Source organism: Thioalkalivibrio sp. ALJ2 (genome assembly GCF_000378325.1).
Lineage (GTDB): Bacteria > Pseudomonadota > Gammaproteobacteria > Ectothiorhodospirales > Ectothiorhodospiraceae > Thioalkalivibrio.
Map to the genome: position 1 here is coordinate 375,640 of NZ_KB899555.1, position 23,782 is coordinate 399,421.

A 23,782-nucleotide genomic window follows, 5' to 3' on the forward strand; every position below is an offset into this window, starting at 1 on the left:
CCCGGAGCCCTCACCGCTCCGTTACCTTTACAGCGCCCCGCCGCAGCTGGAGCCCTGGCCGGCCGTGCACCCGTAGCAATGGTCGCCGACCGCGATCGGTGCCTGCGCCAGGTGCTCTGGCGTCAGCTCGCCGATGTACACGCGACGGCCCCGACCGGCCCCCAGGGGCAACTCCAGCATCTGGTTGAAGTCGCAGTCGTGCACGTACCCCTGCCAGTCGACCGAGACGAGTGTCCGACACATGACGGCTGCGAGGTTAGACGACTGATAGGCGTTTCGCAGTGTCTGCATGTACGTGTTGTAACGGCCTTCCCGCGCAAGTGTCTTGGCGAAGCGGTGGATCGGCATGTTGGTGATCGTGAACAGCGCGTTGAAGCGGATGCCGTATTCGCGCTCGAGATGCTCGTGATAGGCGGCCTCCAGTTCGGCCTGTGGCGGCGGCAGGCTGGGGCCCTGCGGGTTGTACACCAGATTGAGGCGGAGCCCGCTGCCGGGGTCGCCGTAGCCCAGGGCATTGAGCTGCTTCAGGCCGGCGAGGCTTCGCTCGAACACGCCGTCGCCTCGCTGGGCATCGACATTCTCTTCCAGATAGCAGGGGAGCGAGGCCACGATCTCGACGCCCTGTTCGGCCAGAAAAGCTGCCAGATCTTCCTGCCCGGGTTCACCGAGGATGGTCAGGTTGCAGCGATCCATCACGTGTATCCCGCGCTGGCGGGCGGCGCGGACCAGGTCGCGAAAGCCGGGATTCAGTTCCGGGGCGCCACCGGTCAGGTCCAGGGTCTGGACGTCGCAGCGATCGCAGCAGGCGAGCAGTTCGTCGATCACCTCTGGCGGCATGATCTCGCGCCGGTTCGGCCCGGCGTTCACATGGCAGTGGAAGCAGGTCTGGTTGCAGACATAGCCGAGGTTGGCCTGCAGGGTCTCCAGCCGCGCCCGGGTCAGGGGCGGGAAATCGTGGTAGGCCACCAAAGGCTCCTGCTGGATCATCACATCCCCTGCACGGTGCGGATACGTACGCAAAGCAACACCCTAAGCCTGACCGGTCGCGGCGCCGCCGACAACGAAGCCGGACGGCGGGTGGGGTTCTGATACCGTAGCGGGATGCTGGAACGTCTTCAGGTCTGGGTCTGTCTCGCCGCGATTGTGCTGGGGCTCGTCCTGGCCAGCCTCTGGCCAGGGCTTGGCGAGGGGCTGACCGCCTGGGTATGGATCGCGCTCGGGCTGTTGCTGTTTGTCACCTTTGCGCAGATCCCCTGGGAGGCGATCCGGCTCGCCTTTAACGATCGCCGCTTCCTGGTGGCCGCACTGGTGGGGAACTTCGTGCTGGTGCCGCTGTTGCTGATCGCCTTGCTGCCGATGGCCCCCGACGACCCGGCGATACGGCTGGGCATCCTGCTCGTGCTGCTGATGCCCTGCACCGACTGGTTCATTGCCTTTGCCCGCCAGGGCGGGGGCGATGGTGCGCGTGCCGCGGCCTTTGCGCCGGTGAGTCTTGCGGCGCAATTCCTGATGCTGCCGGTGTACCTGGCCCTCATCCTGGGGCCGGGCGAGACCGTGGGCCTTATGTCGCCGACCGTGTTCGCCGCGGCGGCGCTGCTGATCGGGCTGCCGCTGTCGGCGGCCGTTCTGCTGGAGCAGGCGCTCAGGGTGCGGGGGCGTGTGCAGGTCTGGCAGAACCGCTTCGGGGTCGCCACCGTTCCGCTGCTGGCGCTGGTGGTGGGGCTGATCGCGCTGGCGGAGGCCCCGGTGGTGTTCGAGGGCGGGCGGGAGCTGCTGGGGGTGATCCCGGTGTACCTGCTGTTTCTGGTCGGGGCGGCCGCACTGGCATGGGCCCTGGCCCGGGTATTCGCCCTGCCCATTGAGCAGGGGCGCACACTGGCGTTCAGCCTGGGTACGCGCAACTCGTTTGTCGTGCTGCCGGTGGCGCTGGCACTGCCGGAGGCCCTGCACGCGGCCGTCATGGTCATCGTGCTGCAGTCGCTGGTCGAGCTGTTCGGGATGCTCGGCTACCTGCGCTGGATGCCGCGCCTGTTCCCCGCCCCGCAGGCACCCTCGGAACCATCCGGGTCGAGCTGACGATCAGTCCTGGGGAGACATTGGTCCCCCTAGTTCTCCAGCTGACGCAGTTCGTGCTCGATGATCAGGTCCGCGAGGCCCTCCGGATCGTGGGCGTCAAGCACGCCCAGGTCGCCATCACGCACGAGCGGGCCGCCGGCCCCGTGCGCGTCGCTGTGCAGCTTCTGGTAGGTCATCTGTCCCGGATAGAACACCGGGACCTCGGTCCATTCGAGGTCGGCGTCGTCCAGGTGTCCGTCCGTGTACTGGGCTTCGATGTCGGCCTCGCCATTGTCCAGCCCCAGCGTCAGGGGCAGCGAGACCAGATGCCAGCGGGCCCCGGTGCCGTTGTGCACGGCGAAGGCGACGTTGTAGGTATTGCCCTGTTCAAGTGCCTTGCTGTCGCGTGAGTTCGGGGCGTCGAGCGAGCGGGTCAACGCGATGCGCCAGGCCCCGTCCTGGTAGCCGCCGGTGGCCTCGATCGCGCCGCGGCTGCCACCGGGCTCGCGCAGGAAGCGCTGGGGCAGGGTGTCGCCCTCCTGCCAGTCATAGTCGGGGTCAAACGCGACCGAGTTATTTTCCGACAGGAAGTAGGGGTCGTTCTGGCCATATTCGCCCGCGACCAGGCGCTCCCAGTCGAGGGCCGGGGCGCCCACCTGGTCGGGGTCGAACATATAGGCGGGCTGCTCGGTGTCGTCGTCCCAGTTGGTGGTGAACATGCTGTCGCCCTCGGAGGCGAGGCGGTAGTGCAGCACATAGCCGTTATCCGCGTACCCCATCGGGTGGCTGCGGTGGGCCCGCCATTGCCACAGGTCGAGGAATTCGCCGTTCTCGCGCATCGCCTCGAGCTCGTCATCATCGCGGATGGCGTCCCAGGAGACATCTTCCGGGTCATCGGTCTCGCGGGTCTGCGGCAGGTATTTGCGCACATCGCTGCGGCCCATCGCTTCGCCCAGCTTGGGGTGTTCGCGCACGTCGTCGCGATCCACCTCCGAGCTCAGGCTGCGCATGCCTTCGTGTGCCGTCATCCAGCCACCAAGGCGCATGAAGTCGTCGACCGAGCCGTCGTCCAGCATCATCGAGATGCGGTCTTCGTACAGGCCGTGCTCGTCCGGCTCCGGGCCGCCGGAGCCGTAGCGCACCCATTCGCCATCCTCGTAGCGCCAGTACTGGTGATACCAGCTGGGGCTGTTGGTTTCGTACTCGTAGTGAATCCGGATGCGGTCCCCGTTGTAGACTGCTGCCACGCGCAACACGCCCTGGCTGTCCTCGGCCCCTGGGATGTAGACATTCTGATCAGGGTCGCTCTTCCGCGGTTCGTCGGCCAGAACCAGGGTGGGGCCGGTGGCTGCGATCAGGAGGGCAAGCAGACGTCGTTTCATGAGCGGGGATTCCTTGGGGTGCTATCGATGGGGCGTAGGGAGGCTTGCTCGGGGCAGCCATTGAAGGGGCGTTAACAGGCAGACACCAGGGTTCTGGCGTCTGCCTGCAGGCGGGGCCTCACTGCATCAGCAGGTAGCCCTCGTGCTGCAGTTCGATGATCTCCGCGTCGGCCATCGGCACCAGGTTCACAAAGCCGTGGACGTCTTCGTGGTCGATGCCGCGCAGCCGGGCGGAGGCCTCACACATGCGGAACTCGATGACGCCGCCTTCACTGAGGGACTTGGCGCGACGCATGGTTTCCTCGCGCTCCTCGAACTGGTCGCGCGTGAAGAACGGGACCTCGCGGCCATGCAAAACCAGCACGATGTGGGCCTCGAACGGATCGGACTCGTAGACGTTGTTCAGCATGCTGACGCGATCGAGCACCATGTTCAGCTCGTCTTCGGTATCCACATAGACGTCGTAGACCACCTTTCGTGGCTCGTATTCGCGGTCCATCATCTCGGCCGAGCCCCAGGGCATCTTGTCGTCCGCACTGCCCGCCAGCGGCAACGCGAACAGGGCAATGCCGGCAAGCAGGCAGAGCAAAAAGGCAGGGGTGCGGGAGCGATGTTGCATGGTCGTGTCCTCCGGGTCGGTTCTTGATGTTGGACGACTGGGGGTGGGCGCTTCTTCCCCGGTTATAGCCGTTCATGAGGAGCGCTGCCGCGCAGCGCACGCTCGACGATGGATTCCATCGCCAGCGTGACGCGTCGGCTCAGGCGCTGCGGGCGCGTATAGGTAATCTCGAACAGGTCGGCCTCGCGGCTGGTCTCCAGCAGCAGATCATCGCTGGTTCGCAGTTCATCGGCCAGGCCCAGGTCGTGTGCCTGTTCGCCGTACCAGTGCTCGCCGGTTGCCACTTTCTCCAGGTCCAGGGATGGGCGGTAGCGGGAAAGAAACGTCTTGAACTGGTCGTGCGCCTCGTCCAGCTGCTCGCGGAACTTGCGCCGGCCCTCGTCCGTGTTCTCCCCGAGTACGGTCAGGGTGCGCTTGTACTCACCGGCGGTCAGCAGTTCGACATCGATGTCATGACGCTCCAGCCAGCGGTGGAGGTTCGGAATCTGGGCTACGACCCCGATCGACCCCAGCACCGCGAAGGGTGCCGCCACAATGCGGTTTGCCACCGCGGCCATCATGTACCCGCCGCTGGCCGCGACACGATCCACCGCGACGGTCAGGTCCAGTCCCTGGTCGCGCAGGCGGGCCAGTTGCGAGGCGGCCAGGCCGTACGACGGGACGAGCCCGCCCGGGCTTTCCAGACATACGATCACCCGGTCCTGCTCGGGGCGGGCGAGGGTCAGGATTGCGGTGACCTCCTCGCGCAGGCTGTCGACGCTGGAGGCGCGGATGTCGCCGTTGAAGTGCAGCACATACACCCTGGGCCGTTCCTGTTCGCCGGAATCCGGGCCGGGGTGTTCGGTCGGGGTTTCCGGCTTTGGCGCTTCGGTGGATTCGCCTTCGCCGGGCGAGGAATCGCTGCCGCGCCATCCCAGCTTCTTGCGCAGCCGGGCCCGCCAGGTCGCGCTTCCCTCGACCGCGTGGCGAATGGTTTTCTCCATGCGGCGATAGCGATCGTTCAGCTTGCGTACCGTCAGGCGGTCCGGCCGCCTCTCGCGGCTCTTGGCGACCACCCCCGCCACGGCGCTCACGAAGATCAGCACCACTACGAGGGCGGTCACGAGTTTGGCGAAGAACAGCCCGTATTCCTGTAACAATTCCATCCGTGTCGTCCTGTTCCGTCGGCCGGCTTTCGGCATGCCATAATGCCAGCATGAGGATCGAAAGCGACGAAGACCCCCGTAGTGCAGGACTGTTTCCCGGGCGTGAGGGTTCCGCCAGCGCGACCCCGCCGGAACCGATTATTCATGCGGGGTACGCCACCCTGAGCCTGCGTCAGATCGACGAATGGAACGGAGTGCCCAAGGGCACGGCCTTTCGCCTGTTCAAGGCGCAAAAGGACCAGCTGCGCGAGGGACAGGACTTTTTCTACATTCCCGAGGGCAAGGACCCGGAGCTGACCGAGACCCTGCGCATGGATGGCCGGATCTACCCCTCCACGGTCCATCTGCTGCTGATGACCACGACCGCCTGCGCGCGGATGCGCGAGGAATGGCATCGGCGTATCCACAAGACCGGCTGCGGGTGCCCCGAGGAACACTAGGATGAATCGGGCGGCGTTTGGTTCGATGCTGTGTGCTGAGAAGCCGCGGCAGTGGCGGTGCAGCCTGTCACCAGAACGGGGCCGCCGCGTCCTGGCGTGGACTCCTGGATGCCGACGTAGGCGGGTCCATTGATCCGCGTCTCCCTGGAGCAATGGCGCATGTTGCAGGCGGTGGTGGCCGCCGGCGGTTTTGCTCGTGCCGCGGAACAAGTTCACAAGAGCCCCTCCAGTGTGAATCATGCGGTGCAGAAGCTGGAAGAGCGCCTGGGCGTCGAGGTCTTCGAAGTCCAGGGCCGCAAGGCGGTGCTGACCCCGGCGGGCGAGGCGCTGCTGCGCCGTGCCGAGCACCTGCTGGAGGAGGCCGCCGAGATCGAGGCCCTGGCCGGTGCGCTCGCCGCCGGTGTGGAGTCCGAGGTGCGGCTGGCGGTGGACCAGATCCTGCCGCGGGGCCCGGTGATCCAGGCGCTGGAGCGCTTTTCCCGTGCCTATCCGGCCACGCGTGTCCAGCTGGAGGAGGTTGTGCTGAGCGGCGGCCCGGAACTCCTGCGCGAAGGCCGGGTGGATATCCTGATCGCGCCGGAGCTGCCGGGCGGCTATCTGGGTGCCTGGCTGGCGGATCAGGTCATGGTCTGCGTGGCACACCCGGGACATCCGCTGGCCGACGGCCAGCGGCTGACACGGCGGGACCTGCAGGCGCAGCGCCAGATCGTGGTTCGTGATTCCGGCGAGCAGCAGGCCGGGGAGGGTGGCTGGCTCGAGGCCGACCAGCGCTGGACGGTCTCGCACATGAGTACCGCGCGCGCGATCCTGCGCTCCGGGATCGGCTTCGCCTGGCTGCCGCTGGATCGTATCGCGGAGGATCTTGAGCAGGGGTGTCTGGTCGAATTGAACCTGGAGGCAGGCACGCGCCACGAGGTGCCGTTCTACATGGCGCACGCGGATCGCGACCGCGCCGGGGCCGCCAGCCAGGCCCTGATGGAGGCCCTGGAGGCCGCCTTCGGCGGAAGCTCGTCAGAGCCCCCTGAACGGTAGGAGCCTGCCTGCAGGCGAAGCCCTGCCTGCGCCGGAGAGGAACAAGCCGGCTCCAAAACCAAGCCACCCAACCAGCAAGGAAAGAATCGATGTGCGGGATCGCGGGAGAATTCGTCTGGGGTGAACGGCGCGCCAGTGGCGAGGCCGTGGCGCGCATGCTGCCCTGCCTGGAACGGCGCGGGCCGGATGCCGACGGGCTGTGGGCCTCCGGGCGGGTGGCCCTGGGGCACCGGCGCCTGTCGATCCTGGACCTGTCGCAGCGCGCGCACCAGCCGATGTTCGACCCGGAGACCGGGCTCGCGCTGGTGTTCAACGGCGCGATCTACAACTTCCGTGCCCTGCGGAGCGAGCTGGAGGGCCGCGGCCATCGCTTCTTCTCCACCGGCGATACCGAGGTCATCCTGCGCGGCTATGCCGAGTGGGGCGAGGGCATCGTCGCCCGGCTGCACGGCATGTTTGCCTTTGCGCTGTATGACGGCCACGCCCAGCGCCTGCTGCTGGCGCGCGACCGCATGGGCATCAAGCCGCTGTATCTGGCGCGCGGTGGCGACGGCATCCGCTTCGCCTCCAACACCCAGGCGCTGCTGGCGGCGGGCGACGTGGACACCGAGCTGGATGCCGAGGCGTTGCACATGCTGTTCTCGCTGCACGCGGTGGTGCCCGCGCCGCGTACCGTGCTGCGCGGTATCCGCAAGCTGGAGCCGGGGCATTACCTCAGTATCGATGCGCGTGGGCAGGAGCGACTGCAACGTTACTGGACGCTGTATGCCCACCGCCCGGCCGAGGCCGTGTCCGACGCCGAATGGCAGGAGCGTATCGAGCACAGTCTGCGCAGCGCCGTGCGCAAGCGCCTGGAGGTGGCCGACGTGCCGGTGGGCGTGCTGCTCTCCGGAGGACTGGATTCCTCTCTGCTGGTCGCGCTGGCGACGGAGGAAGGGGCCCAGGATCTGCGCACCTTTACCGTCGGTTTCGAGGACCAGCCGGAGGAGAAGGGCTCGGAGTTCGAGTACTCCGATCCGGTCGCCGAGCGCTACGCCACCGACCACCAGGCCACGCTGATCCCCAACGACCAGGTGCTGGCGCGCCTGCCGGAGGCGGTGGGGGCGATGGCCGAGCCGATGTTCGGCCAGGACGCGGTCGCCTTCTACCTGCTGTCCGAGCAGGTCTCGCAGCATGTGAAGGTGGTGCAGTCCGGGCAGGGCGCGGACGAGGTGTTCGGTGGCTACTTCTGGTACCCGCAGATGGCCGAGGACCGTCACGGCGACTGGGTGGAACGTTTCCGTCGCCACTACTTCGACCGCGATCACCCCGAGATGGCCGAGATGCTGCGCCACCCGCCGGCGAACGACGTGACCGGCGACTGGCTGCGCGAGCAGTTTGCCGAACTCGAGACCGACCGTGCGGATTCCTTCATCGACGCGGTGCTGGCGCTGGATGTGACCACGCTGATCGTGGACGACCCGGTCAAGCGTGTGGACAACATGACCATGGCCTTCGGCCTGGAGGCACGGGTCCCGTTCCTGGATCACGAGCTAGTGGAGACGGCCGCCGCGATGCCGCCGCACCTGAAGCTGGGCGACGGCGGCAAGGACGTGCTGCGCCGCATCGCCCGCGGGCGTCTGCCGGACGCGGTGCTGGACCGGCCCAAGGGCTACTTCCCGGTGCCGGCGCTGAAATACGTGCGCGGCGACTTCCTCGAGTTCATGCGCGACATCCTCACCTCGCGCGCGTCGCGCGAGCGCGGGCTGTACCAGCCGGCCTACATCGACAAGCTGCTGGACGCCCCGGATCAGTACTTCACCCGCATCCAGGGTTCCAAGCTGTGGCATGCGGCCCTGCTCGAATACTGGCTGCAGACCCACGTGGGCTGATGACCATGCCCGAAGGGGTAAAACCGTAATGGATCACGCCGAGCTAACGCGGCGGGAGATATCAGTTTGAAGTTGGCGTCCTCGGCTGTTTGACTGCCCGGGGAGAACAACTTTGGGCTCGAACAGCCCATCCACGAGGAGAAGCTGCGTGAAAACGAGGCCGCAGGCGTTTCGGTATGCCGTTCAGACCCCGGCGGTTTCGATTTCGGCCATTTCCTTGGGCGTGGCCTTCGGCATAGGGACGCTGAGTGCCGATACGGTTGAGGTCGATCAGCAGGTCCAGGGCTCAGGGGGCAATGGGAATCTGTCGCTGATGATCGCGGACCCTCTCGAGGTCCACGCAGTGTCCAACGCTTTCGTCCAGGGGTTCCATGAGGATGATGGCACCGACACCGGGCTCGCGGCAGCGGTTTCCCGGCTCTTCGGTGTGCGCCAGTCCGTCCTGGACATCGGTGGCGAGGGCACGTCCATTACCATCAACGAGTTCTCCGTATCGGTGGGAGCGCTGGCGGAGAGCCACTTGCGCAGTGAAGGCGAGGCCGATGTCCGCTCCTTCGGGGCACTGGCTGAGGTTGAGGAAGTGTTCGGCGTTGCGCAGCTGCATGCTGAGGTGGGCGAAGACAGCGCATCCGCTCTGATGAACGAGGGTCCCGTCGCCGTTGCGGCTGATGTGCTGGTGACGACGCAAGCGATTGCGGATGGGGATGCCCTGGCCACCATCACTCGTGCGGACATCCGCGAGGTCTACGGCATCCTGCAGTACCACGACGACGCCGGTGGCGACGTCAGCGCGGTCATCGTGAACGATGGCGACCTGACCCTTGCCCTGGACGCCGCGGCCGAGCTGGACGTGCGTGCGCTGGGGGACGCGCGGGTGGTGGATAGTGACACTGACCTCACCGATCCCGCAGTGACCGTCTCCGAGGTCTATGGTCTTGCTCAGCGCATAAGCCAGGTTGGCGGGTCGGTCGGTGCCGTGGCCGTGCAGGAAGAGGGCCAGGCCCTCACGGTGGATGTCGGCGCGCGGTTCGAGACCGACCTGGACGCGGGCGGCAACGTCGGCTGGGATGGCTCCATCGGCGATATTACCCAGGACGTCCAGATATCCCAGGTCTACGGTGTGCGGCAGGAGGCGATCGCGATAGCCGAGGACGCCGACGTCGTTTTCGCCAATCGCGGTCAGATCTCGGTCGACGTGCGCGCGGGGAATCACACAACCGCCCGGGCCGCGGGCGAGATCGAGGATGTGTTCGCTTCCACCGCTGGCCTCTCCGACGTCTACGGTGTGTTCCAGCGTTTGGGCGACTCGGGTCAGGGTGTAGGGGGCGACACCAACGCCATCCTGTCCAACGATGGCGCGATTTCCGTGACGGCCCTGGCCGAGGTTGAGCTGGAGGCGATTGCCGAGGCGGATGCATCGGCACGGGCACGATCGGCCTCCGTGTCTGACCTTTTCGGGCTGTTCCAGGTCTTCGCAGATGTGGACGGCGATGCGTCCGGCGTCGTTTCCAATAGTGGAACCCTAGATGTGAGCGCCGAGGCGCGCTCCCGGCTGCGGTTGGAGGCCGGTGACACTGCGGATTCCGGATCGATGTCGTCCCTGTCGGTCTCGGACCTCTACGGCATTCATCAGCGGATGGTCGATGTCGGCGCCACAGGTTCCAGCGAGCAGGCGTCGCTGCTCGCGGACAATACGGGCTCGATCCTGGTCTCGGGTCTGGCGGATGCCGAAGGGTGGGTCAAAGCAGGCGTCGATGCCTCGCTGGACGCGAGTTCGGCGACGGTGTCGGATGTCTACGGGATTTATCAGGCGTTGTCGAACATCGATGGTGATGCCGATATCACGGCCAGCAACAGCGGGACGCTCGAGGTTGTCGGCGAGGTCCGCGCTGCCCTGACGGCCGAGGCAGGGCAAGACGTGGACTCCGTCTCCGGTCTTGATGTCGCGGTTTCCGATCTCTACGGAATCCACCAGCAGGTGGACGACATCTCCGGTGATGCCGTCCTGGAAGCTACCAACGACGGTGCCATACGGGTGCGAGGTGATGTCGAGTCGGCGGCGCACGGCCTGGCGGGCGGCGATGCCTATGTCGAGTCGGATACGGTCGAGGCCGATGACTTCTACGGTGTTTGGCAAGGTGTCGACGCGGTCGCGGGCGATGCTCAACTTGAAGCGCGGAATGTCGGTTCCATCGATGTGCTCGGTCGAGCTGCGAGTCGAGCCATTGGCGAGGCCGGAGGTGATGCCCCGGTATTGGCATCCGATGCCAGCGTAAGCGACCTGTACGGCATCAAGCAGGATATTGAAGGTGTCGAGCAGGATCTGGTGGCACTGGCGCTTAATGAAGGGTCGATCACGGTGGCGGGCAATGCGGAAGTGCTGGGAGCTGCGGAGGCGGGTGGCGACGTGTCGATCGAAGCCTCTTCGGTGAGCGTAACCGACTTGTATGGCATTCGGCAGTATGCGAGGGATTCGGAGGGTGACGCTGGCCTGGTCGCCCTCAACGAGGGCACGTTGAGCGTGCTGGGTCAGGCTGAGAACCGTGTGGAAGGCACGGCTAGTGGGCAGGCGTTCGCAGATGTGGCGTCGGCGACGGTCAACGATCTTTATGGCGTCTACCAGCGCGTGGGTTCCGTTTTAACGAGCATCGAGGGCGATGCCACGCTGGTGGCGATGAACGCGGGCGTGATCGATATCCGGGCGGCCGCCGAGACCTTCGCCCGGGTCGAGACGGCAGGCGAGGCCACCGATATCGAGGTCTCCAGTGCGAGCGCCTCTTCGATGGCGGGGATTTACCAGAGGGCACAGGACGTTGGCGGCTCCGCCGAGCTGGTGGCCGTCAACGAGGGAACCATCGCGATCGATGGTCGTGCCTACGTTACCGGAGGGGTTGTGGCTGGGAGCGTCTCGTATGCGAGCGCCGACAGCGCCAACGTTTCCGCGTTGACCGGCATCCACCAGAGCATTGACCAGGCCGGTGGCGATGCCCTGCTGGTGGCGGACAATTCGGGGGACATCCGGATCACCGGGACCAGTCGCCAGGTGCTGGATGTAGAGGCGGACGGCTCGGTGGATGACGCTACTGGCAGCTCCGCATCCGTGTCGGAGGTCTTCGGCATCCTTCAGTACGTGGACGACGCGGCGGACGCGACCTTTGTGGCCGTCAATGATGGCGTGATCGACCTGCGGGCGCTCGGCACGGCCTCGGTAACGGCGCTGGCGGGTAGTCATGCCGAGGCGACGGACGTGGAGATCGAGTTGTCCGATCTGGTGGGCATCCATCAGGAGCTGGGGTCCGAGTCGGACTCGCTGGATATGACGGCCGTCAACTCGGGCGTCATCGCGATCGACGCCGAGGGAGTTGTGAAATCCTCCGTTACTGCGGGAGACGATGGCGTGGCCGAGGCCTCTTCCGTGGCGGTTTCGTCGATGTACGGGTTGTACCAGCAGTTCGCTTCCACATTTGTTTCCCCAGTTGAAACTGGGGCGCGCGAGGCTCTTGCCTTCAACGAAGGTTCGATTTCCCTGTCAGCGGTAGGCGGGAGCAGCGTGACGGCTCGCGCCAACGGCGATGCCGAGGCGACATTAAGCTCGGTGTCGGTCAGCAGCGTTGGAGGTATCGTCCAGGCGTTCGATGGAACAGCGGCAAGCGCCGCTGATACGGCTATCAACGTCGGTACGATCGACATTCACGGCGAGGCCTGGAGCAAGGCTACGGCCGAGGCGCCGGGAAACGCGAGCGTATCCGGCAGCAGTGTGGATGTCAGCGAACTGTTCGGAATCCACCAGTTTGTCGATGATGTCGATGACGAGGCCACGATCAGCGCGCTGAACGAGGGCTCCATCGAGGTGCGGGGGCAGGCTCGTCTGGACATGCTGGCACGTGCCGGGGGGATGGCGTCGGTGGAGGGCACATCGGTGTCCGTCAGTGCGCTGTTCGGGATCAAACAGAGCGCCTGGGGTGCCGCGGACGGACTCGAACTGGCTCTGGAAAACAGCGGCGTCATTGAGGTTGAGGGTGTCGCCGACTCCCGGGCCCTGGCGGAAGGCGCCAGTGGCGAAGCCAGTGTTTCCGCCTTCGCGACGGATGTTCATGGTTTGTTTCAAGAGGTGTTGCCAGGGGGCGATGCCACACTGACGCTGGCAAACACTGGAACGTTGCTGGTGGCGGCCGAGGCGTTTGCAGAGGCCGAGGCACCGGGCAGTGCTACCGCCACCGCGCGCGCCACCGATATCTACGGCATCCGCCAGGAGGCCTCGGGACGCGACAGCTCGACCTTCTCCGTGAGCAACAGCGGGCTTGTCGTGGTGTCGGCCTGGGCGGAGGCGAACGCTCAGAACAGCGATGCCGTAGCCCAGGCGGTGGGGCTTGGCCAGCAAGCGTCGTCCAGCAGTCCTACGGTCAGCGAAATCACTAACCAGGGTCAGATCATAGTCTCGGCATCCACGTCGGATGGCGAGGCGTACGCCAGTGCGCTGCGCCTGGATGTCGAAGGTGTCCAGGGGTTCATTCGCAATCAGGGGGCTTCGTCCGTCCTGTCGGCCTACGCGCAGGGCACTGCGGATGGCTGGGTGAACGTGCTGGATATCGGTGACGAGGTCGAGTTCGACGAGGAGTTCGAGATCCTCAACGACAGCGGATGGATGACCGCTGAGTGGTCCGAGGACGGTGGTGACACGTTGCGCCGGGGCACATTGATCGATCTCTCGGTCGCAACTGGCAGTTCGGTCTTCATGGACTGGCGTGGTAGCGAGGCGGATGGTCGGCTGGTTGGCGATATAACCTTGCGCGAGGATGACCGTATTGAGGTATCAGAGGGCGTGACCCGGCTCAGTGGTGTGGTGAATCCGGCCGAGAGCGCCCGCAATGGCTCCCTGAGTCTCCTGGATGGTGGCGGGCTTGAACTGGTGCTTCACGAGCAGGATGGTGGGTCCGATCTGAATCTGCGGTCCTACGAGCAAGAGGCGGACAGCACGCTGAGCATCGAAATGGCGGCCGGGGACGAGACGGTGGAGGCCGGAGGACAGAGCCTTTCGGTTAGCCAGGTCAACGCCGACGAAGTCGCGCTGGACGGGACCCTGGAATTGCGTGCGACTAGTGGCCTGTACGCCGACCTGACGACGTATCGGGACTTCGTGCTAACGGACGACGGCTCCGGCGAATGGGATACCGTGGTGTTCGAATCAGCCCTGCTGGACGTTGATGTCGTGTATCGCGACGGATTCAACCCGGAATGGACCGCCGTCGACCTCCAGGTCGAGCGATTCGCATTCGATGCGGCGGATGACTTGACGGGCAACCAGCGGTCGGTGGCGGAATCCCTCGAAGTGACCTACCCGTCGCTACAGGCGGGTGGGGGATCCGATGCCTACGGAGCGCTCGTGGGCGAGTTGTTCACACTGGATGGTGAGGCCTACCGGCAGGCGCTTGGACAGCTTGACGGCTCCATTTATGCGCAGGGTCTGCGCTCGATTACCGGGTCCCTGCACCACTTCGAGCAGGCGGCCGCACAGCGCTTGGACACCTCGCCGATGTCTGGCGCGGCAATGGGCAATCCGAGTTCGAACCCGGATCCGGAGGCCGAGGGGGTCTGGCTGCAGGCGACCGGGACGCGCGGAGACACCGATGGCGATGACGGCGCGCCGGGTTTCGATCACGACCGTTACAGCGTGATGCTTGGTGCCGACTACCAGATGACACCCAGTGCGCGGGCGGGTTTCGCCGTCGGGTACTACAGCGCCGATCTTGACTTCGACACCAACCGGGGTTCGCTGGACTATGACGGCATCCAGCTCGGTGTCTACGGGCAGGTCGACCAGGGCGACTCGTACGTGCGGGGCATGGCCGGGATTGCCCGCTACTCAGGGGAGGCACAACGTCCCATCGACATCGGCGGCGTACAGGGCACCGTCGAAGGCGATTTCACGGCGACCGTCTGGAGTGCGGGAGGCGAGGCCGGGCACGAATTCAAACTGGCGGAGAATACCCACGTGACACCTTATGCCGGCCTGACATACGCGCGCGGTCGGATCTCGTCGTTCGAGGAATCGGGCGACACCGGTGCCGAACTGGGTGTTGCCGGTCGCGGGACCAGCGTGGTCTCCGATCTCGGCGTGCGCTTCGCCCACGAATTCGAGGTGGCGGGAGATGCACGCGCGACGGCCCAGGTCCGGGTCGGCTGGGAACGCGAATTCGGCGACCGGCCGCACACAGTCCGCACCTCGTTTGCCGGCGTGCCGGGCGGTTCCTTCTCCTCGCGCGGATCCGACTTTTCGCAGGATGCCGTGGGCCTGGATGCGGGTTTCGCGGTCCAGAGCGACGAGAACCTTGAGCTTGGCGTTCGCTATAGCGGGCGGTACAGTTCTGACACCACGGACCACAATGTCATGCTCAACGGCACCTATCGCTTCTGATCCCGAGGTGGCCTGATGGCCCCCATTCGGGCCGTTTTGCCGGCCCGTTTCCCGTCCAGGTACTTCCGCTGATGTCCGAATCCCCCGCGCGATCACAGACACGAAAGAACCTGTCACCGGCCGAAGCCCAGGCGCGCATCCTGCAGTGGATGAACGCGGGGCGGCTGGAGGCTGCGGAGGCACTCTGCAGGCAGCTGGTGAAGGCCCAGCCGATGCTGGTCGACAACTACAATGTCCTGGCGGTGATCCGTCAGCGTCAGGGGGATCTGGACGATGCCATAGCCTGTTTACGCGAGGCGATCCGGCTCAACGGAGCCGTGGCCAACTACCATGCCAACCTTGGCGAAATGCTGCGCCAGAAAGGCGATTTGGAGTCCGCGATCGCCGCGCTCAGGCGCGCGACCCGGCTCGACCCTGGATCGCCCCAGGCCCACAACAATCTGGGCATTGCCTGGTTCGATCAGGGCGACTTCGCGCGCGCGGAACAGGCCTACCGGTGTGCGATCGAGCTCCAGCACGAATATCCCGAGGCTCACAACAACCTGGCCAATGCTCTGCGGGCCCAGGGCCGGGCCGAAGAAGCACGTGAAGGATACGCGGAAGCGATTCGGCAGCGGCCGGACTACGTGGAGGCGCTGTACAACCGAGGGATTCTGGATGCCGAGTCCGGCCAGGCGGAGGCCGCGGAAGAGGCCTTTCGCCGGGTGATCGAGCGCCAGCCTGAACGCGAAGAGGCCATCCATCGGCTGGCGGATGTACTCTTCCAGCAAGGGCGTGTGGAGGACGCGACGGAATTGCTGGAGCAGGCTCTGGCGCGCGAGCGTAGTGCCTCCGGCCTCGTGGCCTTGACTCGGGCCCGGCTTCGGGTCTCCCATTTCCCCGAAGCCGGGCGCCTCGCGGAAGAGGCCCTTGCGGCCGCGCCCGACGATGTCCAGGTGCAATGCGTCTACGGCCAGGCCTGTCACGAACTGGATCGCTATGACGAGGCGCTGGAGTGGTTTGGCAAGGCGCTGGAACAGCGTCCCGAGTATCACGAGTGCCGTATCTCGCTGGCGAACACCTACAAGACGCTGGGTGATCTGCCACGTGCGCGCGCGGAACTCGAGCGGGTGCTGGAAACCCATCCCGATTCGTATGCGGCCCTGTCGGCGTTGACGGACCTCAAGCGCTTCACCGCGGACGATCCTCACCTGCCATTGCTCCAGGAACGCGTCGCGTCAGCTAGCGGCCAGGACGACGAAAGCGAAATGTTTGCCCACTACCCGCTGGCCAAGGCCTACGACGACATGGGCGATTACGATGCCGCGTTTCATCACTACATGGAGGGCGCGCGCATCAAGCGCTCGCTCCAATCCTTCGATGAAGAGGCGTCCATCCGCTATTTCGAGCGCATCCGCTCGACCTTTAATCACGAGTTTGTGCGTGGCGCACACGCCGGGGCACATCCGGCCAACCTGCCCATCTTCATTGTGGGCATGCCCCGTTCGGGCAGCACGCTGGTGGAGCAGGTATTAGCCAGCCACCCCGAGGTGCACGGTGCGGGAGAGGTCAAGTTCCTCAGTGGTGCCTTGCATGCCACCCGCAACCTGTTTCCGGAGCTTCCGCGGCACCCGGAAATTGCCCCCACCCTGACAAACCGCCAGGTCGAGTTCCTCGCGCAGCACTACCTGACTGCGCTCTCCGGGACCTCCGAGACCGCCGATCGAATCACGGACAAGCTTCTGACCAACTTCTTTTTTCTGGGCCTGATCCACATGGTGTTCCCCAATGCCCGGGTCATCCATACACGCCGTAACCCGGTCGACACCTGTGTGTCGTGTTTCACCAAGCTTTTTCGCGACGAAATGGCGTTTAGTTATGACCTGGGAGAGTTGGGGCGTTATTACCGTCGGTACGAAGCGTTGATGAGCCACTGGCGGGAAGTCTTGCCGGAAGGCGTGATGCTGGAGGTCAATTACGAAGACATGGTTGTTGACCTCGACTCCGGTGCTCGGCGGATTGTTGATTTTTGCGGACTGGAGTGGGATGACCGCTGCCTCGCGTTCCATGAGGCCGAGCGTCCGGTAAAAACCGCAAGCGTCACGCAGGTCAGGAAGCCCATCTACAAGAGCTCCGTGGAACGGTGGCGACGCTACGAGTCACATTTGAGGCCGCTGCTGGAAGCTCTGGACAGCTCCAATCGATAGGGTCAACGCGACTGATGAACCGGCAGGTCAGGGGAAAGTGCGGATCCGGCGCGTCTACGATCCGGTCGATCCCGAGGACGGGTGCCGCGTGCTGGTCGATCGGCTCTGGCCGCGCGGGGTGAAGAAATCCGCACTCGCACTGGACGCCTGGGAGAAAGAGATCGCGCCGTTCCCGGAGCTGCGCCGCTGGTTCGGTCATGACCCGGGGCGCTGGCGCGATTTCTGCCGCCGTTACCAAGCGGAACTGGGGGCGGCCCCCGAGGCCTGGGGCCGGCTACTGGGGTACGCCGGCCGTGGCCGCCTGACCCTGCTGACGGCCACGCGGGACGTGGAGCACAGCCACGCGGCGGTGTTGCGAGATCTCGTCAATGCCGAGAGGGCCGAGGAGGAGCACACCGGCGAACGTGCTTCGCCGGTGTGCTTCGCGCCTGACGAGCCCGGGACGGGGGGTTAATCGCTCAGGACTCCTTCAGGCGCGGCATCAGCATGGTCAGGTTGCAGGGCATGGTGCGGTCGTCCAGCTGGGCCTGGATGATGCGGTCCCAGGCGGTGCGGCAGGCGCCGGTGGAGCCCGGCAGCACGAAGACGTAGGTGCCGTTGGCCACGCCCGACAGCGCGCGGGATTGCAGGCTGGAGGTGCCGATCTCCTCAAAGGAGAGCATGCGGAACAGCTCGCCGAAGCCCTCGATGGTCTTGTCCAGTAGCACCGAGGCGGCCTCCGGGGTGCCGTCGCGGCCCGTGATGCCGGTGCCGCCGGTGGTTAGCACCGCGTCGATCTCCGAATCCGCAATCCAGCGCGAGAGTTCGGCGCGGATCGCGTAGATGTCGTCCCGGACCACGCGGCGCTCGGCCAGCCGGTGCCCTGCGCCCTCCAGCCGCTCCACCAGGGCATCGCCGGAGCGGTCCTCGGCCAGGGTTCGGCTGTCGGATACCGTGAGGACGGCGATGTTCAGCGGGGTCTGGACGGGGGTGGTTTCCGGGGTCTTCGCGCTCATGGGCAACGTCCTGTTGGTGTATCGTGAGCGCCCATCATAATGAATGCGGGTCCGGTCGCGGCAATGCGGCCGGATCGAGACGTCTGGAGTCAGCAGGAATGTCGGAGCGGGTACAAAAGGTCCTGGCGGCGCGCGGCCTCGGCTCGCGGCGCGAGATCGAGGGCTGGATCGAGCGCGGCGAGGTGAAGGTCAACCAGCGCACGGCGAAGCTGGGCGATCAGGTCGGGCCGAATGACGTGATCCGCGTGCGCGGCCGCGTGATCCACATGGCGGAGCATGCGCATCGCTGGCTCGTGTATCACAAGCCGGTCGGCGAGATCTGCAGTCGCAGCGACCCCGAGGGCCGCAAGCCGGTGTTCGCCAGCCTGCCGCGCCTGAAGGGGCAGCGCTGGGTCGCGGTCGGGCGTCTCGACCTGAATACCTCGGGACTGCTGCTGTTCACCACCGATGGCGAACTGGCGAACCGCCTGATGCACCCCAGTCATTCGCTGGAGCGCGAGTATGCGGTGCGGGTGCTGGGCGAGGTCCCCGACGATACGCGGCGCATGCTGCTGGAAGGAGTCGAGCTGGAGGATGGTCCCGCGCGCTTCGATGTCCTGGAAGAGCGTGGCGGCGACGGCGCCAACCACTGGTTTCATGTCGTGGTCAGCGAGGGCCGCAACCGTCTGGTGCGCCGCCTGTGGGACGCCGTAGGTGTGACCGTGAGCCGGCTGATCCGGGTGCGCTACGGACCGGTGGTGCTCGGGCGCGGTCTGAAGACGGGCGCGTCGCGCGATCTGGAGGTGCGCGAGGTCGAGGCCCTGTACGAGGCAGTCGAGCTGCCCGTGCCGGAGTCCATTCGCGAGCGGGGTCGGCGCCGCGGGCCGGGCCGCAACACCCGGCCCGCGCGCGGCAAGCGGGGCAAGTCGGGCGGGCGCGTACGCGAAGCGGATCGCTGGAGCTCCACCAAGCCGGGGAGCGGCCCCGGCAAGGGCGGCAAGACCGGACGTTCGGGGCCAGGAGGTTCCGGGCGCAAGGATGGGCCGCGCAAGCCGGGTGGTCGGGCGCGTTCCTGATGTCGTTGCGGGTGGCCGAAGTGCGGCAGCGCCTGCAGGGCGCCTACGGCGACCTGCAGTGGTGGCCGGCGGAGTCGGCGTTCGAGGTCATGGTGGGCGCGGTGCTCACGCAGAACACCAGCTGGACCAATGTCGAACGCGCAATCGCGAATCTGCGCGAGGCCGATGTGCTGGACCCGGAAGCCCTGCTGGAGCTCCCGCACGAGACCCTGGCCGAACACATCCGCCCGAGCGGCTACTTCAACGTGAAGGCCGACCGTCTGCGGCACCTGCTGCGCTTTCTGGAACAGCACGGCGGGGTGGAAGCCCTGGCCCGCATGGAGACCGAGGCCCTGCGCTCGGCCCTTCTGGGCGTCAAGGGCGTCGGGCCGGAGACGGCGGACGACATCGTGCTGTACGCCTTCGAACGGCCGGTGTTCGTGGTCGATGCCTACACCCGGCGGCTGTTCGAACGGCTGGGCCTGCCGCATGCGCGTGGCGCCTACGACGACCTGCGGGCCTGGGTGGAGTCGGAGCTGGGGCCGGATGCGCAGGCCTTCAATGATCTGCACGCCTTGATTGTGGAACACGGCAAGCAGCGCTGCCGTCCGAAACCGCTTTGTCAGGGATGCCCCCTGAGCGACGCCTGTCCCGGCCGCGTGGTGGATTAGAACTCGTGCAGGCAGGCCGCTTCGCGGGGCTGCTGCACCGCCATCCCCTGGCGGTGATCGTGATCGCTCAGCTCTTTGCGACCTCGCTGTGGTTCAGCGTGAACGGGGTCGGGCTGTCCCTGCAGCAGGAACTGGGCTGGACGGCGACCGAGATCGGCTGGCTGACGATGGCGACGCAGCTGGGGTTTATCACCGGCACCCTGGTGGCGGCCGCGACCGGCCTGGCCGACCGGGTGCGTGCCAGTCGCCTGTTCATGGTGTCCGCGCTATTGGGGGCGCTGGTCAATGCCGGGTTTATCCTGCTGGCCGGCGTCTGGGAGATGGCGCTGGTGGTGCGCTTTGTCGTCGGGCTGTGTCTGGCCGGGGTGTATCCGCTGGGGATGAAGCTGGTGATCAGCTGGACGCCGCAGCACAAGGGCTGGGCCCTGTCCTGGCTGCTCGGGATGCTCACGCTGGGAACGGCGCTTCCTCATCTCCTGCGGGGCGTGACCCTCGATCTGGTCTGGCCGGTGCCGATGATGCTGGCCTCCGTGCTGGCGGTGGCGGCCGCCTGGATGATCGCGCGCCTGGGTGACGGCCCGCATCTGCCGCCGCCGGGGCGCACACCGGGGCTGGGCAAGGGCTTTCGTGCATTGGGCGGGCGTGATTTTCGTGCGGTGGCCGGCGGTTACTTCGGCCATTGCTGGGAGCTGTATGCCTTCTGGACCCTGGTCCCTCTGCTGGTGGCGCATGAGCTGACCCGTCTGGATGCCCCGGCGGGGCTGGTGCCCTGGCTGGCCTTCGCGGTGATTGGGCTGGGCGCGGTGGGCTGTGTCTGGGGTGGCCGGCTGAGCCGCCGACTGGGGAGCCTGCGTGTCGCGCGGGTGGCGCTCGCCACATCCGGGCTGGTGTGCCTGTTGTATCCGTTGCTGGCGGGGCTGGCGCCGTGGCTGCTTCTGGGTCTGTTGGCCCTCTGGGGGCTGACGGTGATCGCGGATTCGCCCCAGTTCTCCGCGCTGGCCGCGGAGAGTGCGCCACAGGATGCGGTGGGCTCGGCCCTGAGCGTGATGAATGCCATCGGCTTTGCGCTCACCCTGCCTTCGATCCTGGTGACCGCCTGGCTGTGGGATGACCTGGGGCTGTGGGTGGTGTGGCTGTTGTTGCCCGGGCCCGCGCTCGGGTTGTGGGCGCTCAGCCGGCTGTCGGGCCCACGGGGCGCCGGGAGAGGCTGACGCTTTCAGCGCTGCCCGGATGGGCTATGTGTCCCCGGCCACAAGCCGGTCGCGCCCCTGGGCCTTCGCGCGATACAGACGGTCATCGGCCCGATCGATCAGGGCTTCGGGCGTGAGGTGCTCCGGGTCACACTCGTCGGACCAGGCCAGGCCGGCGCTGACCGTGAAGGCCAGCGATTCGCCCTCGAACCGTGTGTCGAGTTCGCGGGTGGCCTGCAGCAGGCGCTCGATCGCGGTGATGGCGGCCTCATGATCGACATGGCTGAGCACCACGATGAATTCCTCGCCGCCAAATCGAGCGACAATGTCGAAGACCCGATGCTGGCGCCGCAGCAGATCGCCGAAGTTGCGCAGCACCTCGTCGCCGGCCAGGTGCCCATGGGTGTCATTGAGGGCCTTGAAATGGTCCAGATCCAGGATCGCCAGGGCAAAGTGTTCGCCGTGGCGGCGCCAGGCCTCGATCTGTTCGCGCAGGCGCTCCATCAGGTAGCGGCGGTTGTACAGGCCGGTCAACGGGTCGGTGATCCCCAGATCGCGTAGCTGGATCTCCAGGTGGTTGCGCTGCAGTGCCTCCGAGATCAGGTTGCCGAGCACCAGCAGCAGTTCATCCTGATCCTTGCGCCAGGTGCGTGGGCGCAGCATGTCCATCCCGACGAAGCCGGTGACCTGCTGCCCAGTCAGAATGGGTACGCAGATCAGGGTCTTGACCCCTTGTTGCCGGAACAGCCCGCGCTCGGTGGCCGCCTCCTTCGGGAGGTCGTCCACAGAGGGGATGACCACGGGTGTGCGCTGTTCGAGCATCTCCAGCATGCGTGCACGCCACCAGGGCAGTTCCTTGAGGTCTACATCCCGCAGCTGATCCATTACGGAGAACACGCCGGGGGCACACCATTCGTGGGTGTTGTCCATATTCTCGCCATCCGCCGACAACTCGAACAGGTAACAGCGGTCGCCCGCGAAAAAGCGCCCGATATCGGCCAGCGCGGCATCCAGGCGCTCGTCCATCAAGTCGGCGCTGGCGGTTACAAAGTCCGAGGACAGGTGTGCCAGCATCGCATTGAAACGCGCCTGATACTGAAGCTCGTCGTGCATGCGGCGGCGATCGGTAATGTCTCGGGCTACACCCACATAGCCCGTGATCTCGCCCGTCGCGCTGCGGATCGGGGCGCCGCTCGAGACGTGCCAGCGCCATTCCCCTTCTTGATGCCGGATGCGGTACTCGATTTCCTGCTCGTTTTTCTCGGAGCGGATGGTGCGCTGGAGGAAGCGGCCGAATTCCTCGCGGTCGTCCCGATGGACGTAGTCGGTGATGGGGGTTCCGGTCGCCTCTTCGGCGGTATAACCGAGCACTCGTGTCCATTGCGGCGAGACATAGGTGATGACGCCGGCCGGCGTGAGGGTGTAGATGATGTCGCCGATGTTCTCGACCAGCTGGCGGTACTGGGCCTCGCTGGTGCGCAGCTGATCCTCCAGCAGTCGCCGTTCGGTGATGTCGTATATCGTGCCAATGCTGGCCGGGCCGCTTTGCAGCTCCACGCGGCCGGCGGTCAGGTCGACCCAGCGGGTCTCGCCCTCGCCGGTGATGACCTTCATCTCGTAGTGATCCGGCACCTTTTTGCCCGCGATCCGGTCGCGGGCCCGCTGGGTCACGGCCTCGCGCTGTTCCGGGTGGATGATCTCGTAGAAGGGCTGGTTCAGCAGCCAGTGTTCGGGGCGCTGAAGGATACGGGAAAGGGCCGGATTGACGGTCTGGAAATGGTCGTCCTGGAGGATGAATACCCCGGCCGCGGCGTGTTCGGTCAGGGTACGGAACAGCTCGCGCTCGTCCTCGAGTTCGGCAGTGCGCTGGCGAACGCGTGTCTCGAGCGCGCGCCGCTGGCGAAGCAGTAATGCGGCATACAGCAACACCGCCAGCAGGCCCAGGCCAATGACGGTTGGGAGCAGCCAGGTGGGGATCACCTCGACCGTATCCGAGTGGATCCAGCGCTGCGTGATCTGGCGCAGCAGTTCGTCATCCAGCTGGGCGATGGCCGTGTTGATTTCGTCCAGCAGTTCCTCGTTACCGTGAGTCACCGCTGCGCGCAGGGGCTGCTCGTAGAGCAGCTCCAGGGGGTGAAACATGCCCGGCTCGCCATGACGGTCCAGCAGATACATCGCGACCGGGTAGTCGCCCACGAAGACATCGATCGTGCCTTCCACCGCGGCGCGCACCATTTGCTCGTTGTTGTCGAAGACCTGCAGCGGGTGTTCGGGTCGTTCGCGCCGCATGAACTCGAGTTCGAAGCTGCCCGACACCACGCCCGCCGGCTTGTGCGCGAGTTCGTCCAGTCGGGCCACGGGCGCGCCGGTGCGCACAAAGGCGAAGGTGCGCAGGGGGAACAGCACGTCGCTGAAGGCCAGTGTTTCTTCGCGTTCGGGAGACCGGATGAGCCCGCCGTGGACATTGGCCTCGCCGTCGCGGACAAGATCCAGGGTGCGCGGCCAGTCGACCAGCCGGAACTCCACCGGGCGGTCGAGCTCGTTTGCGAGTTCCTGCCACAGATCGACCAGCAAACCCCGTGGCTCGCCGCCGTTGTCCGCGAAGGCGAAGGGTGGCCAGGCATGGTCCTGGGAGACGATCAGCGGTTGTGTCGGTTCGTCGGCCTGAACGCTGGCGCCGCAAAGGAGCAGGAGGCCCATTGCCAGAACACTGGCGGGCGATGCGGCGAGCCGGCGGCACTCGCGAA

Annotated in this window: 16 protein-coding genes; 10 read left to right on the forward strand and 6 right to left on the reverse strand. The window is 66.0% G+C overall.

All coding sequences use genetic code 11. The features are described from left to right. Positions 1-27: 27 nt before the first annotated feature. A complete protein-coding gene (gene arsS, locus F468_RS0107055; protein ID WP_018138411.1) occupies positions 28-987 on the reverse strand; it encodes an arsenosugar biosynthesis radical SAM (seleno)protein ArsS in 960 nt (319 codons plus the stop codon). A 114-nt stretch (positions 988-1,101) separates the two neighbouring features. Between arsS and F468_RS0107060 the strand changes: the two genes are divergently transcribed. After that, entirely contained in the window at positions 1,102-2,076 is a 975-nt protein-coding gene (locus tag F468_RS0107060; protein ID WP_018994835.1) for an arsenic resistance protein, read from the forward strand. Between the two features lie 29 nt (positions 2,077-2,105). Here the strand turns inward: F468_RS0107060 and F468_RS0107065 are convergent, their stop codons facing one another. The 3 genes from F468_RS0107065 to sohB all read right to left on the reverse strand — a co-directional run bounded on the left by F468_RS0107065 (position 2,106) and on the right by sohB (position 5,201). After that, the gene (locus F468_RS0107065) at positions 2,106-3,437 is read right to left on the reverse strand and encodes an ethylbenzene dehydrogenase-related protein (RefSeq protein ID WP_018994836.1); all 1,332 of its coding nucleotides are present in this window, start codon (positions 3,435-3,437) and stop codon (positions 2,106-2,108) included. A 118-nt stretch (positions 3,438-3,555) separates the two neighbouring features. Beyond that, positions 3,556-4,056, reverse strand: coding sequence for a DsrE family protein (locus F468_RS0107070; protein ID WP_018138414.1), 501 nt, complete (start codon positions 4,054-4,056; stop codon positions 3,556-3,558). A gap of 62 nt (positions 4,057-4,118) precedes the next feature. Further along, positions 4,119-5,201, reverse strand: a complete 1,083-nt coding sequence (gene sohB / locus F468_RS0107075; protein ID WP_018649326.1) for a protease SohB — start codon at positions 5,199-5,201, stop codon at positions 4,119-4,121. Between the two features lie 50 nt (positions 5,202-5,251). On the opposite strand from sohB, the gene F468_RS0107080 reads away from it, so the two are divergent. The 6 genes from F468_RS0107080 to F468_RS0107105 all read left to right on the forward strand — a co-directional run bounded on the left by F468_RS0107080 (position 5,252) and on the right by F468_RS0107105 (position 17,599). After that, the gene (locus F468_RS0107080; protein ID WP_017925307.1) at positions 5,252-5,641 is read left to right on the forward strand and encodes a hypothetical protein; all 390 of its coding nucleotides are present in this window, start codon (positions 5,252-5,254) and stop codon (positions 5,639-5,641) included. Between the two features lie 129 nt (positions 5,642-5,770). Next, positions 5,771-6,673, forward strand: a complete 903-nt coding sequence (locus F468_RS0107085; protein WP_255349412.1) for a LysR family transcriptional regulator — start codon at positions 5,771-5,773, stop codon at positions 6,671-6,673. An 89-nt stretch (positions 6,674-6,762) separates the two neighbouring features. Next, positions 6,763-8,544 carry an N-acetylglutaminylglutamine amidotransferase gene (locus F468_RS0107090; RefSeq protein WP_018994838.1) on the forward strand — a complete coding sequence of 594 codons (1,782 nt, stop codon included), beginning with the start codon at positions 6,763-6,765 and terminating at the stop codon, positions 8,542-8,544. Positions 8,545-8,692: 148 nt separating this feature from the next. Then, positions 8,693-14,959, forward strand: a complete 6,267-nt coding sequence (locus F468_RS0107095; protein WP_018994839.1) for an autotransporter outer membrane beta-barrel domain-containing protein — start codon at positions 8,693-8,695, stop codon at positions 14,957-14,959. A 71-nt stretch (positions 14,960-15,030) separates the two neighbouring features. Continuing rightward, positions 15,031-17,145, forward strand: a complete 2,115-nt coding sequence (locus F468_RS0107100) for a tetratricopeptide repeat-containing sulfotransferase family protein (RefSeq protein ID WP_018994840.1) — start codon at positions 15,031-15,033, stop codon at positions 17,143-17,145. After that, the gene (locus tag F468_RS0107105; protein WP_051080569.1) at positions 17,138-17,599 is read left to right on the forward strand and encodes a DUF488 domain-containing protein; all 462 of its coding nucleotides are present in this window, start codon (positions 17,138-17,140) and stop codon (positions 17,597-17,599) included. The genes F468_RS0107100 and F468_RS0107105 overlap by 8 nt, the downstream gene beginning before the upstream one ends. Positions 17,600-17,603: 4 nt before the next feature. On the opposite strand, the gene moaB is transcribed toward F468_RS0107105, so the two are convergent. Then, positions 17,604-18,140 carry a molybdenum cofactor biosynthesis protein B gene (moaB, locus tag F468_RS0107110; RefSeq protein ID WP_018174116.1) on the reverse strand — a complete coding sequence of 179 codons (537 nt, stop codon included), beginning with the start codon at positions 18,138-18,140 and terminating at the stop codon, positions 17,604-17,606. Between the two features lie 98 nt (positions 18,141-18,238). Between moaB and rluB the strand changes: the two genes are divergently transcribed. The 3 genes from rluB to F468_RS0107125 are packed head-to-tail and all read left to right on the forward strand — an operon-like array spanning position 18,239 to position 21,056. Continuing rightward, positions 18,239-19,195 carry a 23S rRNA pseudouridine(2605) synthase RluB gene (rluB, locus tag F468_RS0107115; RefSeq protein ID WP_018994842.1) on the forward strand — a complete coding sequence of 319 codons (957 nt, stop codon included), beginning with the start codon at positions 18,239-18,241 and terminating at the stop codon, positions 19,193-19,195. Next, complete coding sequence (locus tag F468_RS0107120; protein WP_018993996.1) at positions 19,195-19,845, forward strand: endonuclease III domain-containing protein; 651 nt, start codon at positions 19,195-19,197, stop codon at positions 19,843-19,845. Before rluB ends, F468_RS0107120 begins: the two co-directional genes overlap by 1 nt. Positions 19,846-19,850: 5 nt before the next feature. Continuing rightward, a complete protein-coding gene (locus tag F468_RS0107125; protein WP_018174114.1) occupies positions 19,851-21,056 on the forward strand; it encodes an MFS transporter in 1,206 nt (401 codons plus the stop codon). 24 nt (positions 21,057-21,080) lie between these two features. On the opposite strand, the gene F468_RS0107130 is transcribed toward F468_RS0107125, so the two are convergent. Then, positions 21,081-23,735, reverse strand: coding sequence for a diguanylate cyclase (locus F468_RS0107130; protein ID WP_018994843.1), 2,655 nt, complete (start codon positions 23,733-23,735; stop codon positions 21,081-21,083). Between the last annotated feature and the right edge of the window lie 47 nt (positions 23,736-23,782).

Coding starts and splice junctions, on each gene's coding strand:
- F468_RS0107100 (WP_018994840.1), top strand. CDS start 15,031: ATGTCCGAATCCCCCGCGCGATCACAGACACGAAAGAACCTGTCACCG.
- moaB (WP_018174116.1), bottom strand. CDS start 18,140: ATGAGCGCGAAGACCCCGGAAACCACCCCCGTCCAGACCCCGCTGAAC.
- F468_RS0107080 (WP_017925307.1), top strand. CDS start 5,252: ATGAGGATCGAAAGCGACGAAGACCCCCGTAGTGCAGGACTGTTTCCC.
- arsS (WP_018138411.1), bottom strand. CDS start 987: ATGATCCAGCAGGAGCCTTTGGTGGCCTACCACGATTTCCCGCCCCTG.
- F468_RS0107130 (WP_018994843.1), bottom strand. CDS start 23,735: ATGGGCCTCCTGCTCCTTTGCGGCGCCAGCGTTCAGGCCGACGAACCG.
- F468_RS0107065 (WP_018994836.1), bottom strand. CDS start 3,437: ATGAAACGACGTCTGCTTGCCCTCCTGATCGCAGCCACCGGCCCCACC.
- F468_RS0107120 (WP_018993996.1), top strand. CDS start 19,195: ATGTCGTTGCGGGTGGCCGAAGTGCGGCAGCGCCTGCAGGGCGCCTAC.
- F468_RS0107060 (WP_018994835.1), top strand. CDS start 1,102: ATGCTGGAACGTCTTCAGGTCTGGGTCTGTCTCGCCGCGATTGTGCTG.
- rluB (WP_018994842.1), top strand. CDS start 18,239: ATGTCGGAGCGGGTACAAAAGGTCCTGGCGGCGCGCGGCCTCGGCTCG.
- sohB (WP_018649326.1), bottom strand. CDS start 5,201: ATGGAATTGTTACAGGAATACGGGCTGTTCTTCGCCAAACTCGTGACC.
- F468_RS0107070 (WP_018138414.1), bottom strand. CDS start 4,056: ATGCAACATCGCTCCCGCACCCCTGCCTTTTTGCTCTGCCTGCTTGCC.
- F468_RS0107090 (WP_018994838.1), top strand. CDS start 6,763: ATGTGCGGGATCGCGGGAGAATTCGTCTGGGGTGAACGGCGCGCCAGT.